This is a genomic window from Brumimicrobium salinarum, assembly GCF_002844555.1.
GTDB lineage: Bacteria > Bacteroidota > Bacteroidia > Flavobacteriales_D > Crocinitomicaceae > Brumimicrobium > Brumimicrobium salinarum.
Window position 1 is genome coordinate 199127 of the sequence record NZ_PJNI01000003.1, and the last position, 16124, is coordinate 215250.

At 36.2% G+C, this 16124-nt stretch carries 11 protein-coding genes; 6 read left to right on the plus strand and 5 right to left on the minus strand.

Features of this window, described 5'->3' with window-relative positions:
- The first annotated feature begins 9 nt into the window (after nucleotides 1–9).
- From CW751_RS15555 to CW751_RS05150, 3 genes are all read left to right on the plus strand, one after another.
- Nucleotides 10–348 (plus strand): hypothetical protein, encoded by a 339-nt coding sequence (locus CW751_RS15555; RefSeq protein WP_205677782.1) that lies wholly within the window; start codon nucleotides 10–12, stop codon nucleotides 346–348.
- Nucleotides 345–1193, plus strand: a complete 849-nt coding sequence (locus CW751_RS05145) for an efflux RND transporter periplasmic adaptor subunit (protein WP_205677783.1) — start codon at nucleotides 345–347, stop codon at nucleotides 1191–1193. Before CW751_RS15555 ends, CW751_RS05145 begins: the two co-directional genes overlap by 4 nt.
- Before the next feature lie 173 nt (nucleotides 1194–1366).
- Nucleotides 1367–2809, plus strand: coding sequence for an aldehyde dehydrogenase (locus CW751_RS05150; RefSeq protein WP_101333925.1), 1443 nt, complete (start codon nucleotides 1367–1369; stop codon nucleotides 2807–2809).
- A 611-nt stretch (nucleotides 2810–3420) separates the two neighbouring features.
- Here CW751_RS05150 and CW751_RS05155 read toward each other — a convergent pair.
- Both CW751_RS05155 and dxs read right to left on the minus strand, forming a co-directional pair.
- Nucleotides 3421–3849, minus strand: a complete 429-nt coding sequence (locus CW751_RS05155; RefSeq protein ID WP_101333926.1) for a hypothetical protein — start codon at nucleotides 3847–3849, stop codon at nucleotides 3421–3423.
- A gap of 60 nt (nucleotides 3850–3909) precedes the next feature.
- Nucleotides 3910–5874, minus strand: coding sequence for a 1-deoxy-D-xylulose-5-phosphate synthase (gene dxs, locus CW751_RS05160; RefSeq protein ID WP_101333927.1), 1965 nt, complete (start codon nucleotides 5872–5874; stop codon nucleotides 3910–3912).
- A 301-nt stretch (nucleotides 5875–6175) separates the two neighbouring features.
- Between dxs and CW751_RS05165 the strand changes: the two genes are divergently transcribed.
- Genes CW751_RS05165 through CW751_RS05175 form a run of 3 tightly spaced genes read left to right on the plus strand, consistent with a single transcriptional unit; the run spans nucleotide 6176 to nucleotide 10167 of the window.
- Entirely contained in the window at nucleotides 6176–7561 is a 1386-nt protein-coding gene (locus tag CW751_RS05165) for a formylglycine-generating enzyme family protein (RefSeq protein WP_205677784.1), read from the plus strand.
- A 23-nt stretch (nucleotides 7562–7584) separates the two neighbouring features.
- On the plus strand, nucleotides 7585–8979 hold the full coding sequence (locus CW751_RS05170) for an SUMF1/EgtB/PvdO family nonheme iron enzyme (RefSeq protein ID WP_205677785.1): 1395 nt from the start codon (nucleotides 7585–7587) through the stop codon (nucleotides 8977–8979).
- Nucleotides 8980–9003: 24 nt separating this feature from the next.
- Entirely contained in the window at nucleotides 9004–10167 is a 1164-nt protein-coding gene (locus CW751_RS05175) for a T9SS type A sorting domain-containing protein (protein ID WP_101333929.1), read from the plus strand.
- On the opposite strand, the gene CW751_RS05180 is transcribed toward CW751_RS05175, so the two are convergent.
- The 3 genes from CW751_RS05180 to CW751_RS05190 form a co-directional block, all read right to left on the minus strand.
- The gene (locus CW751_RS05180) at nucleotides 10164–10937 is read right to left on the minus strand and encodes an NRDE family protein (RefSeq protein WP_101333930.1); all 774 of its coding nucleotides are present in this window, start codon (nucleotides 10935–10937) and stop codon (nucleotides 10164–10166) included. The two genes, CW751_RS05175 and CW751_RS05180, sit on opposite strands and share 4 nt — an antisense overlap.
- Before the next feature lie 254 nt (nucleotides 10938–11191).
- Nucleotides 11192–12913: a porin family protein gene (locus tag CW751_RS05185; protein WP_101333931.1), complete on the minus strand. Its 1722-nt coding sequence runs from the start codon at nucleotides 12911–12913 to the stop codon at nucleotides 11192–11194.
- Nucleotides 12906–16001 carry a tetratricopeptide repeat protein gene (locus CW751_RS05190; protein ID WP_101333932.1) on the minus strand — a complete coding sequence of 1032 codons (3096 nt, stop codon included), beginning with the start codon at nucleotides 15999–16001 and terminating at the stop codon, nucleotides 12906–12908. The genes CW751_RS05185 and CW751_RS05190 overlap by 8 nt, the downstream gene beginning before the upstream one ends.
- Nucleotides 16002–16124 lie beyond the last annotated feature (123 nt).

Here is a 16124-nt window from a genome sequence, read left to right on the forward strand (position 1 = left end):
TGAAATAAAATGAAAACACATAAATTATATATAGCAAGTTTGTTGTTCGCAATTGGAATGACAGCATGCACGACAAATCAAGAAAATAAAGCAGTCGAACAAAAGGAAGAAGAACACGAACATGCGCATGATGAAGTGCATCTTTCTGCGACAAAATTCAACAGTTTAAACATTGAATTAGACACTTTGCAAAGACACACTTTTGAAGGTATCGTTTACACCAATGGAAGTTTGGAAGTCCCACCACAACATGAAGCCACAGTAACCGCAGTTTTGGGTGGGAATGTGGTTTCCGTTGAAGTGATTGAAGGAACGGATGTCAAAAAAATGAAATCATTGCTTATTTGAGTCACCCGAATTTCATCAATATTCAAACGGCTTATGTTAAGGCGTATCACCAAAACGAATATTTAGCGAAACAGTTTGAGCGACAAGAAAAACTTTCCGAAGCTGAAATTGGTTCAGGAAAAGAATTGCAACGCATAAAGGCGGAGTATTTGTCGAATAAAAGCGATATGAATGGATATGCAGCACAGTTAAAACAACTAGATTTGAGTTTACAGCGCATTCAAAACGGAAATTTGTACGACAGAATTCCGGTGCGTAGTCCGATAAAAGGTTCTGTGGAAGCTATAGACATTCAGCTTGGACAATTTGTAGAAGCACAAACTTCGATGTTTAAGATTGTGAATTCGGAACATGTTCATGCAGATTTTATGGTTTTTGAAAAAGATGTAATGCACGTTAAAACGGGTCAGAAGATAGAGTTTACCGTTTCAACTTCAGATGAGCCCTTAAAAGCGGAAATTATATCTGTAGGGAAACGATTTGAAGAAGCTCCTCGAGCAGTTCACGTACATGCAGAAATTGAAGAAAAGGATTTTCATTTGGTAGCAGGAATGTACATCAAAGGTAAGATTTTTACGCAGTCGAAGCAATTAAAAGCTTTGCCTGAAAGTGCGGTAATTACCGAAGATGGGAAAGAGTATATTTTTATCACAATGCAGAATCCCGAGCTAGAAAACGATGAATTTGAATTTCAATTACTAGAAGTGAAATCTGGAAAGAAAGAAGGTGGATGGATTGCTATAGAATTGTTGGAGGAAATGCCTGATGGTGCTTTGGTGGTTCAGAATGATGCTTATTATTTGATTGCTGAGATGTTGAAGAGAGAAACAGAGCACAGTCATTAAGTAAAGGTAAATGATAAAAAGATCACTAGTATATGAAGTTGAGACTTGAACTCAATTGGTTATTTTTCAAACAAAACTAAATTGTATGAAAAAGCATATTTATTAAATTTATTCCTGTGCGTTCTTATGAATGTGTTTTAAGTTTTTATTTTTACAAGAAAGGAAATTAGCAAATGGAAATAATTCAAAACTACATCAACGGAGAATTTGTCGCACCAAAGGGGGGCAACTATTTTGACAATATAGAACCTGCGAAAGGAACTGTTTATTCTCAAATTCCAGATTCCCAATCAGAAGACGTGGAAGAAGCAATTAAAGCCGCTAACGAAGCCTTTTCAAGCTGGTCGGGCCTAAGTATTGAAGCACGTGGAGATTGGATGATGAAGTTTTCTGAAGGAATTGCTGCGAGAATGGAGGAATTTGTAGAAGCAGAAAGTCGAGACAATGGAAAACCAATTAAGTTGGCAGAACATGTAGATATTCCGCGTGCGATTTCAAACTTTAAGTTTTTCGCTACTGGAATTCAGCATTACGCTTCGGAATCGCATGAAATGGTTGGCATAGGAATTAACTATACATTGCGTAAACCACTTGGTGTTGTAGGGTGTATTTCACCTTGGAATTTACCTTTATACTTGTTCTCTTGGAAAATCGCTCCAGCTTTGGCTACAGGAAATTGCGTTGTTGCTAAACCGTCTGAAGTTACGCCTTACACTGCTTATTTGTTGTGTAAAGTAATGGAGGACATCAATTTTCCAAAAGGCGTTTTGAATATCGTTCATGGATACGGACATACAGCTGGAGATGCAATTGTTCGCCATGAAATCACCAAAGCAATCTCATTTACAGGTGGCACAACTACAGGAAAAACGATAGCCAAAATTGCTGCTCCAATGTTCAAGAAATTGTCTTTGGAATTAGGTGGGAAAAATCCAAATATCATTTTCGACGATTGTGATTTTGATGAAATGTTAAGCACAACCATTCGTTCAAGTTTTGCCAATCAAGGTCAGATTTGCTTGTGTGGATCGAGGATTTTCGTTCAAAAAGGAATTTATGAGCGATTTAAAGCCGAATTTGTAGCAAAAATTAAAAGATCAAAGGTTTCCTTTCCAAATAATCCAAAAGCCCAATTGGGTGCTGTGGTTTCAAAATCACACATGGAGAAAGTGTTGAGTTACATCGATCTAGCCAAAGAAGAAGGTGGAACAATTTTAGCCGGAGGACACCAAGTGAAATTAGATGCGCCTTATGACCAAGGATTCTACATTGCTCCTACGATCATCGAAGGATTAAAATTCGATTGCAGAACAAATCAAGAAGAAATATTTGGCCCAGTAGTTACAATCACACCTTTTGAGACAGAAGAAGAAGTTCTACAAATGGCAAACTCAACAGATTATGGTTTGTCGGCTACGATATGGACCAATGACTTAAAACGTGCGCACCGCATGGCCAATGACATCGAAGCAGGAATTGTTTGGATTAACGCTTGGTTGGTTAGAGATTTAAGAACACCATTTGGTGGAACGAAATCTTCTGGAGTTGGACGTGAAGGTGGCTGGGAAGCGATGAAGTTTTTTACAGAGCCGAAGAATGTTTTTGTGAAATATTAATGGCTCTAAGCTTTTGGCGGTATGCTTTAGGCATGTAATACTATTGAGATTTAGTTTTAACCCAAAGGGAAAGAAAGATACTCTTCGTTAGGTTTACGCAAAGATTCGCAGAGTTGCGCAGAGGTGGGGACGCTGAGTCACGCAATAGGAGAAGGTTTCTTCTTACACAGGGATCATGGAGGAGTCACAAAGGCCTATAGGGTGTTTATTTGATATAACTTACGCTGAGTTTCGCAAAGATTCGCAGAGTTACGCAAAGGAAAGAAGGCAGAAGCACTTATATTGTAGACCACGACTTGGTCAACTAAAAAGAATTCCTTTTCTAATCACGATTTTCCTAAAACAGATTTCTCCATCGAGTAAAATCAAAGATTTCACACAATGATCGAAATGAAAAGTCATATGAGTAGGACATCGAAAGAGGCTGTTTCAAGCAAAGCTTGAAACAGCCTCTTTCGCCACTAAATCATAAAATGAATGTCATTTCGAAAATGCTTGCATTGAGAAATCTAATTCTAGTTGCGTTATAAAAAACCATTCAAAACCACATAATAAATCGTGAATTGCAGCGCTGCGTTAAACATTAACAATAGAATTCAATATCTACAAATTTAAAAATCAAACGCTTTCATGCGTACTTTAAAATCCTCAAGAGACTTGGCTACGAAAGCAAAGCCGAAGTCTCCATTATCTACATGAAATATTTGACCAGTAAATTTACCATAAGTAGAAATAAAGAATACTCCACAAGCATCTTCAATAATAGGAAATAAGAATTTAGAATCAACTAAGAGTTTATGCGTTTCAAAATGCTCCTCAAACTCTTCTAGGTATTTAAGATTAGGTAGTATTTCAATAATTTCACTTTCAGATAAAAAACAATCAAAGAAGGTATCACTTCTTCCTCCGTCAAAGTATTCTATATCAATAGTGTATTTTTGATTGGGTTCACCTATCCATTTACCGATATGATGATTCAAAACAAGCTCAATATCTGAATCAATATTTTTATTCCATTCGGCTCTTAACTTGATATTCATAATACAAATGAAAATTATTCAAACTAGCTTATTGCTTAAAGCCTTAAGCAGCCGTAGGCTCTACCCCACAGCATACTTCAACTTCTCCTCATTACTCATAGAATTCTCCAATTCCGGCATCATTTCCACAACCGTTTTAATGATTCCATTTACATCGAATCCTACGTCAGCGTATAATTCTTGTTGTGTTCCATGGTGAATATATTCATCGGGAATGCCGAGTCTTTTTACTTTTGAAGTGTAGCCTTGATCGACCATAAATTCTAAAATTGCACTTCCCATTCCGCCCATCAAACATCCATCTTCAATCGTGATGACTTTGTCAAATTTCGAGAATATTTCGTGCAATAAGTTTTCGTCTAATGGTTTTACAAAACGCATGTCGTAATGTGCTACCGAAGCGCCCATCCCTTCCAATTCTTTGATCGCTTCTTGTGCGAAATTTCCTGGGTGACCAATTGATAAAATCGCAATGTCTTCTCCCGTAGTAACTTTTCTTCCTGTTCCTACTTTTATAGGTTTCATGACGGTTTTCCATTCTGTCATTACGCCTTTTCCTCTTGGATAACGGATACTGAATGGTCCCATGTCTTCTTGTTGAGCAGTAAACATCATGTTTCTTAGCTCGGCTTCATTCATTGGGGCAGCAACAATCATATTTGGAATGCTACGCATGTAAGCGATATCGTAAGCTCCGTGGTGTGTTGCTCCATCTGCTCCTGCAAAACCTGCGCGATCCAAACAGAAGACAACATTTAAATTTTGTAAAGCTACGTCATGTATAACCTGGTCATACGCACGTTGCATAAATGAAGAATAAATATTACAGAAAGGCACCAAACCTTGAGTTGCTAAACCAGCTGAGAATGTTACGGCATGTTGTTCTGCAATTCCCACATCGAAAGAACGATCTGGCATTGCTTTCATCATGATATTTAACGAAGAACCTGAAGGCATCGCTGGGGTAATTCCCATGATTTTGTCATTTCTTTCCGCTAATTCAACGATGGTGTGTCCGAAAACTTCTTGATATTTTGGAGGTTGAGGAGAACTTGGTACAATCTTTACAATTTCACCTGTTTCTTTATTAAAAACCCCTGGCGCATGCCATTGCGTTGGATTTCCTTCCTCAGAATATTTGAATCCTTTTCCTTTTTTGGTTAAGCAATGTAAAATCTTTGGCCCTGGAATATCTTTTAAATCGTTCAAAACTTTAGAAAGTCCAATTACGTCATGACCATCCACTGGCCCGAAATAACGGAAATTCAAAGATTCAAACATATTACTTTGCTTTAGTAAACTTCCTTTTAAAGCGGAAGATACTTTACTTACGACTGAACGCGCATCCGGACCAAATTTTGAAACCTTTTCCAACATCGTCCATACCTCATCTTTTACTTTATTGTAAGTATGAGAAGTGGTGATATCGGTTAAATAATCTCTTAGCGCCCCAACATTTGGATCAATAGACATGCAATTGTCATTCAAAATAACCAGTAGGTTAGCGTCTTTTTCAAACCCAGCATGATTCATGCCTTCAAAAGCCAAACCTGCGGTCATTGCTCCATCGCCAATAACGGCAATGTGCTGACGATCTGGCAAACCTTTGTATCGATTGGCAACCGCCATACCTAATGCTCCTGAAATTGAAGTAGAGGAATGTCCAACACCAAAAGTATCATATTCACTTTCGCTGCGTTTTGGAAATCCACTTATCCCGCCTTTTGTTCGATTAGTTGGAAAGTTATCTCTTCTTCCAGTCAGGATTTTGTGTCCATAGGCTTGATGTCCAACATCCCAAACCAATTGATCGTTAGGCGTATCAAAAACATAATGTAAAGCTACGGTAAGCTCAACAACACCAAGGCTTGCACCAAAGTGAGAGTTACCAATTTCTGATACGACATCAATAATATATTGGCGCACTTCATCTGAAACTTGCGGCAATTGTTCCTCAGTCAGCTTTCTTAAATCTGCTGGGGTATTGATGTCTTTTAAGAGTAAACCAGGTTTGAAATTTGTCATCTTTTAAAGTCGTATTAACGCAAAAGTACATTTACTTATTATAGTAACAAAACAGATTAAGTGTTAAAAATGTTTTATTGATAAATACAATTGACAAAATTATTTTGGACGCATTTTTTTTTGAAAGTACATTTTAGAATGTAAAACGCTTACTACCAACACACAAAACCACTCAGCTCTCCATTATGATTGGCTTACGAAGGGTGGTAATCAAAATTAAATCTATAAAAAAAGAACTTTCTATTCAAATAATTGTTAAAATTACACTTTAATTAAAGCTTACTTTTTTTAATACTATACTATGAAGTGCATTAAATTATTCATGTTGTCATTACTTTTAATGACTGGATCTTTAGCAACAGCTAACAATTTACAAATTACAAATGTTACCGCAACAACAAGTAGTATTCAATTTAATATTTCGTGGGAAAATAGTTGGAGAGTTAGTACCGCTCCAAAAAACCATGATGCAGTTTGGATATTTATCAAAAGAATTGATTGTGCTACAAATCAGTGGAGTCATGTTGACTTATCTCCAAGTGCTGGAAATCACTATGCAGATGATCCGTTAGAAATATACATCGACGGAAGAGATGGTGCTGCAGCCGCAAAAGGTTTGTTCCTTAGAAGAAAAGCAGATGGCGTAGGAAATATTGTTGATGACAGTATATCGATAAATATCATTAATATGCCAGCTGGAGAGTTTGATTTTGAGGTTTTCGGAATAGAAATGGTTCAAATACCTGAAGGCAGCTTTTATTTGGGTGATGGGGCATCTCAAAACTCTTTTAGAAGTAGTTCTAATAACAACCCGAGATTGGTCAATAACGAAAGTTCAATTTCAAGCACAACTCTAAGGAGTATTAACTCCTACCCTCCTACCACTCTTCCAACTGCTTATCCTAAAGGATATAAAGAAATATATTGCATGAAATACGAGATAACGCAAGGACAATACATTTCGTTTTTAAATGCTTTGCAGTATGATCAAGCCGCGGATCGTAACGTACCAGCTCTTGGAAGTAATCGATTTATATACACTGGGAGTTGGCCAAATTTTGTTTCCACTACCCCACACAGAGCTATGACAAACATGATTTGGGATGATATGGCCGCTTACCTAGATTGGAGCGCATTACGCCCTATGACTGAACTGGAGTTTGAAAAAATAGCAAGAGGACCATCATACCCTGTTGCAAATGAATACGCTTGGGGTAATACTTCAATCACAAAAGTTGCAGGTTTATCAAACGATGGCACACCTGCCGAATCATCGTCAACAACTGTTGCACCTGGACATGGCACAGCCACATATGCAGGAACACCTGCAGGACCTAATGGCCCATTAAGATCAGGATTTGCTGCAAAGCCAGGGACAAATAGAGTTTCATCAGGTGCTGGTTATTATGGAGTTATGGACCTCAGTGGAAATGTTACAGAGATGACAGTAGGTACCTATACTTCAGCGGCCTCTTCATTTACAGGAAAGTTAGGAAATGGGGAGATAAGTACAACTCCTGCGCCAGGACTACCGGATGTAACAGGATGGCCTAATTATTCAGGAAGAACACTTAAAGGTGGGTCATGGCAATCACCTATTCAACACTTATCAGTATCAGACAGAACTTTGTCTAATTATCATAACAATTCAAGATATAACTATGTTGGTGGACGTGGTGTAAGATAATTTAATAAATAAAGCATTTCATTATGAAGTTTAAAATTTTAACTCCTTTTCTTATTATTACAATGTTAGTAATATACAAATCTCCATTAGCAAATAATTTATCTATTGGTGATGTTACACTATTAAATGATTCCACCTTAACTTTTGAGATAAGCTGGGAGAATAGTTGGAGAACAGACTCCCCCCCATATAACCATGACGCAGTATGGTTATTTGTTAAAAAAAGAGATTGTGGTGGTTCTCAATGGTCACATACAGATTTATCTCCAGTTTCAACTGCTCACACTGCTTCCTCTCCATTAGAAGTATACATTGATGGAAAAGATGCGTCAACGAATGCTAAGGGATTATTTGTCAGAAGAAGTAGTGTTGGCGCTGGGAACATATCGAGCTCAATGGTAACTCTTAGGGTTAGAGACCTACCTTCAGGACTTTATGATTTTAAAGTTTTTGGAATTGAAATGGTACAGATTCCTCAGGGAGCTTTCTATTTAGGTGACGGTGCATCTTATGGCTCATTTCAAAAATCAACAACAGGAGAGCCTTATCATGTTACAAGTGAGTCATCGATATCAAACAGTAATCTTAGTTCTTTAACAACAACAAGTGCGAGACCAGGAAATCTTCCCTCTAGCTATCCGAAAGGCTATAATGAAGTGTACTGTATGAAATACGAATTAACTCAGGGGCAATATACGGAGTTTCTAAACACTATTGCATCTGACCAAGCAGCTACACGTGCAGTTCCTCAATTAACTGCATACAGATTACTCATTACAGGTGTTTGGCCAACAATTGTTGCTACTCACCCTCACAGAGCGATGACGAACATGATATGGGATGATTTAACAGCCTATCTTGACTGGTCAGCATTGCGACCAATGACAGAATTAGAGTTTGAAAAAATCGCTCGTGGTCCTGCTACACCTGTAAAGCATGAAAAGGCTTGGGGAACCCCTCTAATTGTTGGTGTTACCTCTATTGTTACAGATGGTACAGCAACCGAATCAGCTTCGAATACAATCCCTCCAGCACACGGTATTTCTAAATATAATAATACAACTCCCCATGGACCTATGAGAGTCGGGTTTGCTGGTAAACCTGGAAACAATCGCCATCAATCTGGAGCTAGCTATTATGGGGTTATGGATTTAAGTGGAAATGCATCTGAAACAGTTGTTGGATCAGTTCATGCTAATGGAACAAGTTTTGTCGGCAACTTAGGTGATGGAGAAATCACAACAACACCAACTCCTGGTATACAAAATGTATCAGGATGGCCAAACTATCTAGGAAGAACACTTAGAGGTGGTAGCTGGAGATACAATGACACATATCTCTCAATATCAGACAGAAGTCGGTATAACTATTACAATAATTCTCGGTATAATTACGTAGGAGGACGCGGAGTTAGGTAAGCAATATTAATTTTTATCTAGAATATGAAGTTGCAATATATCATAAGTATAATTCTACTTTTACCTTTTCAAATTGGATTTACTCAATATGAAGGTGGAGTTGCCTCAGGGTATAATAACTTAGCTTACTCAAATACAAATAAAGTTTGTAACATCTATCTAGGTAACTCTGGATCTGGCAATACAAAAAGTACTTCACCTGCTATAAACTGCTTCTCTTTTGTAGGAGGTGATTACTCTGGACAAAATGAGAGTCGCTACAGTAATCACAATGCTTTTTGCTATCAGTACGAAGGAGATACAAGTTCTGGATACTTTACAAACACATCACCTGCTATTAATTGTTTTTCTTTTGTAGGGGGAGAATACTCCGGTCAAAACGAAAGTCGCTACAGTAATCACAATGCTTTTTGCTATCAGTATGAAGGAGATACAAGTTCGGGGTACTTTACAAACACAACTCCATCAATTGAATGTTTAATGTTTGCAGGAGGAGATTACTCAGGACAGAATGATAACAGATATGACAATCCACATTCATGTGCTCAATTCATGGCTTCTAGTAGTGGAGGGAGTGGCCATAACTTTATCTATGGAGAATGCCTTGAGGTGATTGCATTACCTATTGAATCTTCACCATTATTTGGAGAAGTCGTTGACAGAATGGGCTACTTATATTGGAAAACCTTTTCTGAAAAAAATAATTTAGGTTTTGAAATAGAAAAATCTATAGATGGAAAAGATTGGGAAATCATCGGATGGGTAGATGGACATGGTAATTCAACCTCAACAATTGAATATACTTTTTATGATAAAGAGCTTTCACTTGAAGGCGCGTATTACCGTTATAAACAATTTGATTATGACGGAGCTTATGCTTATTCCAATATTGTATTCTTAAACTATGAAAACAAAGAAAATCCAAAGGATATTTTTGTGCTTTATCCTAACCCGAGTCGACAAGGTGATATTATTAAAATCAGGAGTTGGGCAACGCAAGAAATTAACGCTTCAATAAGTATATCTGATGGAACTGGAAGAATTGTACATGCAGATGATTTCATGTTCAAATCAGGAGCGAAAACATATACTTTTACATCTGATAAACTTATGCCTGGAACTTATAATTTATTAATTAAGTCATTAAAACATCCTGAAGGTGTTAGGATGCCATTTATTGTTTTTTAATGTTTATCTAGCTCAAACATCCTATCGCTAAACTCATAACGATTATCTAGATCGTATGTCCTCTCTACAAACTTCATATCTCCAACTTTATCTTTCAACAGCAAAGTAGAGCACCGCGTTCCATAACCATCTGTATCAATAAAAACAGAAGACAATTCTTTTTCTAGTGTTTTGGAAAGTCCGGTTTCTGGCAACTGATCTTTTTGTGCTTTGCCTGTATCTTTCAGAATTTGAAAAAGGGCTTCTTCAGAGAAATCACTTTCTTTTATTTCTTTCGAAAGGGCTTCCCTAGCGAAGTTTAATTTTGGCCACGGCGTATTGAGTAAAGCGTTACTTACGCCGTGAATTCCAGGTTCTAATTCAGAAACAACATCCGAAACATTCGAATAATGATAAATCCCATTTTCATCACCAACCAAAAGATTAAAGCCATTATATTGGTCGGCATTTCCTTTTAAATCCAATAAAAAATTTTCCCCCGATTTAGAAGAGTTTAAAAAGCTAGGAATTAAATCTCCTCTTGTAGGCGCATCATTCTTTATATTTTCTAAATCTCTATAATTTGTTACAGCTGCCCATTTTTGATTGTCATTAACGCCAAGCCAGGTTCCACCACCCTTTAAATCTTTTCCGGCAAGTATTTTTGTTTCGTGATCCGTTTTCCAAAAATGTGCTTTCTGTGTTGGACGTTCATAAAACTCATCTCTATTGGCTATGAGAATTAGTGGGTATTCTGGCGATATTTTATAAGCAAATGCAATTAGACACATGTTGGTAAATTTAATGATTAATTAATGTTTAAGCATTTTCAGACATTAAATTCGGCTTTATCTAACATCACTTTCTAAAATGTTGATCTTTAAAATTCGAAGAAGAGCATCAAAGTAAAAAAGGCTCAAATCATACCGCTCACTTTATCTCTTCCACAAGAGATTAGTACACTCAACTAACACGTATAAAAAGATTTGTTTCTTTTAAACGCGACACAAAAGTATACTTTTGCTTTAAAATTCAAATCCATTTTTTAAAACCTAAAAGTCAACCCTGCCATAAACTGAAAAGCATTAACAGGATAACCATACCATCTTTGATAATTCTGCGCTCCTATGTTATTAAAGTTAGCAAAAATAGATAATCTCTTGGTGTATCTAAATTCTACGCCTAAATTTACATCTGCCAGAACGCCAAGCTTTTTATATAGAATACCGTCTTCCATTTTAACACCTTCAATCGTTGGGTCATACATTTTTGCATAGCGTCCTGTTTCTAAATTGAAATCTAATTTGGCAATTAATTTATCCGCGATATTATATGCTCCTCTGGTCGTTAATTCCAACTGCGGAAGATTCCAAGCGTATGGATTATTATTGGCTTGATACGTATTAAACTTACCAATTACATCAATTTTCAGCTTTTCATTATGTTGGTAGGACAAACTTGCTGAAATTGTTGTCATTGAAACGGTATCATAAATAACACGGAACTCATTTCCTGAAGCGTATACGGTGTCATTTATAAACAAAGCATGATTTCTTAAATTAGAAAAAGCAGCACTCGCATTAAAGCTTATACGTGAACTTAGGGTTCCTTTAAACCCAAAATAAAATTCATATCGTCGTTCATTTTGTAATTGTTGGTTGGATTGAATAAATTCATTTCTATTTGCTAATTTTGCAAATCGTTGCTGTTTCAATCCACCTTCAATACCGGCATAGGGAATAAAAATATCGTTAAATAAAGAGTAACGTGCTTCAGCAATTGGATAAAGACTAGCGCTTGTTTTATCATGAATATCTATAGCCAACTCTCCTCCTACTTTAAATTGAAGCTTTCCATTCATACTATAAAAACTCGTCATTGGACGCAATTGAATAATGGTATTTTGAGATATGATAGCCGTATCTAAAACTGCGATTGAAGTATCTTTTTCTCCATAACGATAATCATTGTAACTAATATCTAGATCTGCTCTTAGATTCGACAATAAAACATTTGAACTTGTATTGTATTGCCAAGTTGTTCGTAAGCCTACATAATTTTCCCTTGCACGCCAAAGTTTTAAACTATCTTCTTGTGGTTTTCGATCTAAAAAGTTATCATAGGACAATCCAATTCTATAATTTAAGGTGGCCGAATCTTTCTTATGCGAATCGTAAAAGGCATTAAATCCAACAGATTGATAGCGCTGCTTTATACTATCACGATCTGCATCAGGATTTTGAAATCCATAATAATGTAATCCTTGATTTTTATAATGTACACCTCCACCATAAGAATACCTGCGTTCTTCAACCTTACCAAATGCTTTAATACGTGTTTTATCATATTGAGAAGGCGCATAATCGCTAATTTGACCCCACTCCGAATGATGTAAAGCGTGAATACCCCAATTAAATTTTCGTGAACGCAGAGAGTTGTAATACACTTCTCCAAGCCCCATCAACCGACTTCCTGCCCCAATTCTTGCATAACCATTATACAATTGTGACAATTGTGGTCGGTGACGAATATTAGCGGGTTCAATTCCTTCCACCTCAAAAGAGGTTTCTTTTTGTAGCACCAACAAGGGATAATCAACAACTGGTGAGGTAATTGAAGTGTCAATTAGTTGCGGACGTACATAAATCCGTTTAGCAGGCGCAATCGAACGATCTGAGTCTGTAACAACCTCTACATCCGCCCCATTTTGACCGAATGCAGCTTGAAACATTAAAACACTTACTACTAGGGTTATATATCTATTCATCACCTTCATCATTTATATCAATCATTCGGTTCATATTGTCCTCGATATCTTTTGGAGTGTTTTTTAGTTGCATCAATTCTGCTTTTACTTTTTCGGCTTCTTGAATCACTCCATCATCAGCAACAGGATAATTACTGATTACCAAATCAATTGTTTTTTCTGCTTGAAATAAATCATCTGTTACCATAAATACTTGAGCCTGTAAAATGAGGGATTTTGCGATCCAAAAATCATAGGCTGGTTTTCTTTTTAGCAATTCATTATGAAGCTTCTCAGCTTTTGAATAATCCTCTAAAAAATAATAAGACTTTGTGAGGGTATAAAGTGCTTCTGTTCCTCTTACCTTACCCGTGTGATCAGCGGTCCACCTTAAATAAGTCAAGGATTCATTATAGTTTTGGATTTTAAATAAAGACATTCCTGCTATATAATTGCCTTCAACTCGAACAACCTCATCATCTAACAATTCATCTTGTAATACTTTTTTAGCCGCAACCGAAGCTTGTTGATAATTCTCCAACAAATAATTAGTCCTCATTAATCCTACTCGGGTATTAAAAATAATTTGGGCTTTTGAAGACAACTTTTCCAATTGCTCATAATGTGGTAAAGCTCGGCTATATTGTCCAGAATTGTACAACAACTTTGAGGCACGAATAAGTGCTTCTTCGGTATATGCTGAATTAGGTCTATTGATGATATTTTCATAGTAAGTTATCGCCATATTTTCATCATCAGCTTGATAATAAATATCAGCCAAATAACTTAATAATTGAACAGAGAACCTTCCATTTGGATAGCGTTTTAGGTATTTATTTATTTCTGGAATAGCCTCTTCATAATTTTCGTTCATATATAATTCACTGGCTGTTTCATAGAAAAAAGCTTCTTCATCATCTTCACTTATTTCAGCGCATGGATATTGTTTTCCCAGTGCAACGATTTCATCTTGCCTTCTTGTAACGCGATAAACATCAACAATTCCTTGTGTGGCTCTTTTACAAGTTGCGTCATCTAAAGAATATTCATTAAGTGAACGCTTGAAAAAGCTTTCTGCTTCCTGATACTTCTTTTGCTTAAACTTAATATCCGCAATTTCAATCAATGCGTCTTTTACCAAAATATTATTTGGATAATCTTGTAAGATTTTCTCAAAATTACGTAATGACTTCACATATTCTCCTTGGTTTTTATAACCAACTGCAATATCAAAAATAGATGGAATTACAAAAGATGAATTGGGATGATTGTTTATAATATTCTCTAACGCATTAATCTGTTGGCTTCTTTTCCCTGGTAGCAATTTATATACTTTAGCACTCGAATAGAGTAGTTTATCTTTTTGACCCGCATCGTAACTTAAAGCTTTTTCATAATTGTGTACCGCTTTTTGAAAATCAGGCTGACTTTTGGTATAATAACAGTCACCAGTTCTAGCATAGGCATCTGCCAACTTTTCTTCTGATTGAATATTATTGAGTTGGGTAAATGTTCGAAAAGCTTGAATTGCTTGCGTCCAATCTTCTTGCAAAAAATAAGCATAAGCAATATTATAATAAGCGGATTCTTTCAAATGTAAGTCATTCATTCCAGGCACAGTTAAGAAATCTCTATATTCCTGAATCGCTAAACTCCATTCTTGAAGCATAAAATGAGCATCTGCTTCCCAAAATTTGGCTTTACCAGTAATCATAGGATCGATATCATATTTGGAAACACCTTGTAAGGCTTTAATACTCCCCTTATAATCTCCACGTTCATATTTTTCAATTCCCATATTATAAGAAACAACTTGGTAGGCAGTTTTCAGTTTGATATTGAGGTTTGGAATGCGCTCCAAGGACTTTATTGCTTCATTATATTTTTTGGTACTTGAATAAACGTTAACCAAATAGCTGTAAACATCCTCTTTACGATCTGAGTTGGGATATGTGTTTAAAAATAATTCAAAAGCTGTAATCGCTTCATTATATGGGTTGTAATCTAAGCGATATGAAAGTACGGCATAATTATATAATGCATCTTCTTGAATGGTTGAATTAAAGTCTAAATCTGCAGCTGATTTAAAAGCAGCTCTTGCATAATTCAATTCTTCCTGCGACATATAAACCTGTGCAATGTGATAGTAGGCAACTTGTCCTAATTCATCATTTTTACGAGCAACACGATCAAACATTTTAACTGCTTTTTCTAGCTGCTCACTTTTAAAGTAAGCATAAGCAAGTGCGTACTCTTGTTGCCTTGTCGTTTCTTTTCTTCTGTGATGATCTTCTAGGTAACTTGCTGCTTCGTCGTATTTCTTTACTTTATAATAAGCGTCACCTATGAGTAAATTCATTTCAGGAGAGTTGTCTTTTAGTCCATTCTCTTCGGCGTTATATTCTGGTGCAAAATCAGTTACCTTTTCATAATCACCTAGCAAATAATAGATTTGAGTAATGTAATAAGGTACCTCATCTTTAAAAACAGGGTTCTGCTCTAGTATCAAAAAACCTTCCAATGCTTCTTGGTAAGCCTTGTTTTTGTATGCGATATGTGAATAATAATACAAAGCAGGCGCACTATATTTAGAATCACCGTCTTTAATATCGTAAAACTCATTTCTTGCAGCCTGATACTCTTCCAGTTGGAAGTTAGCGTAACCAAGTTTAAAGCGATAAACCGCAATATCAGCTGTATCAATTTGCGATGGATCAGTTTTCTCTAACCACATCCGTGCATCTTCATATTTTTTTCTTTGATAAAAGTGCTCTCCTAATTTAAAGAAAATATCATTCCTATAAATACTTTCAGGGTATTCATTATTAAAGTCAAGTAAAAGATTTACAGCATCTCTATTGTACAATTTCAAAGCTGATAATCCGTGGTAATATTTTGCTTTAACGTAAATTGGATCTTGTCGCTTTTTAAATTCTGACAAAAAAGTTGCGAAAGTTTCTTTTGCAGCACTATATTGCTCTTTTTCAAAAAGATCTTCAGCCCTGTAAAAGTCGGCATAAGTTCCACTGTACTTTTCTGAGGACTGTCCCCGGCCAACTGTGCATAGTGCAAGTACAAGAATTAAAATGTAACCACGTGGTGTAATCATTTGATGCTTTTTATATAAAAATGCTTTAACGGATAAAAATAAGAAGGATAGGTATGTAAAAAATGCTCCTACTTAAAAGTTTTAAACGCAAATCTGTTAAGATTGTTATTTACGTAATGCATA

Coding starts and splice junctions, on each gene's coding strand:
- CW751_RS15555 (WP_205677782.1), top strand. CDS start 10: ATGAAAACACATAAATTATATATAGCAAGTTTGTTGTTCGCAATTGGA.
- CW751_RS05150 (WP_101333925.1), top strand. CDS start 1,367: ATGGAAATAATTCAAAACTACATCAACGGAGAATTTGTCGCACCAAAG.
- CW751_RS05155 (WP_101333926.1), bottom strand. CDS start 3,849: ATGAATATCAAGTTAAGAGCCGAATGGAATAAAAATATTGATTCAGAT.
- dxs (WP_101333927.1), bottom strand. CDS start 5,874: ATGACAAATTTCAAACCTGGTTTACTCTTAAAAGACATCAATACCCCA.
- CW751_RS05165 (WP_205677784.1), top strand. CDS start 6,176: ATGAAGTGCATTAAATTATTCATGTTGTCATTACTTTTAATGACTGGA.
- CW751_RS05170 (WP_205677785.1), top strand. CDS start 7,585: ATGAAGTTTAAAATTTTAACTCCTTTTCTTATTATTACAATGTTAGTA.
- CW751_RS05175 (WP_101333929.1), top strand. CDS start 9,004: ATGAAGTTGCAATATATCATAAGTATAATTCTACTTTTACCTTTTCAA.
- CW751_RS05180 (WP_101333930.1), bottom strand. CDS start 10,937: ATGTGTCTAATTGCATTTGCTTATAAAATATCGCCAGAATACCCACTA.
- CW751_RS05185 (WP_101333931.1), bottom strand. CDS start 12,913: ATGAATAGATATATAACCCTAGTAGTAAGTGTTTTAATGTTTCAAGCT.
- CW751_RS05190 (WP_101333932.1), bottom strand. CDS start 16,001: ATGATTACACCACGTGGTTACATTTTAATTCTTGTACTTGCACTATGC.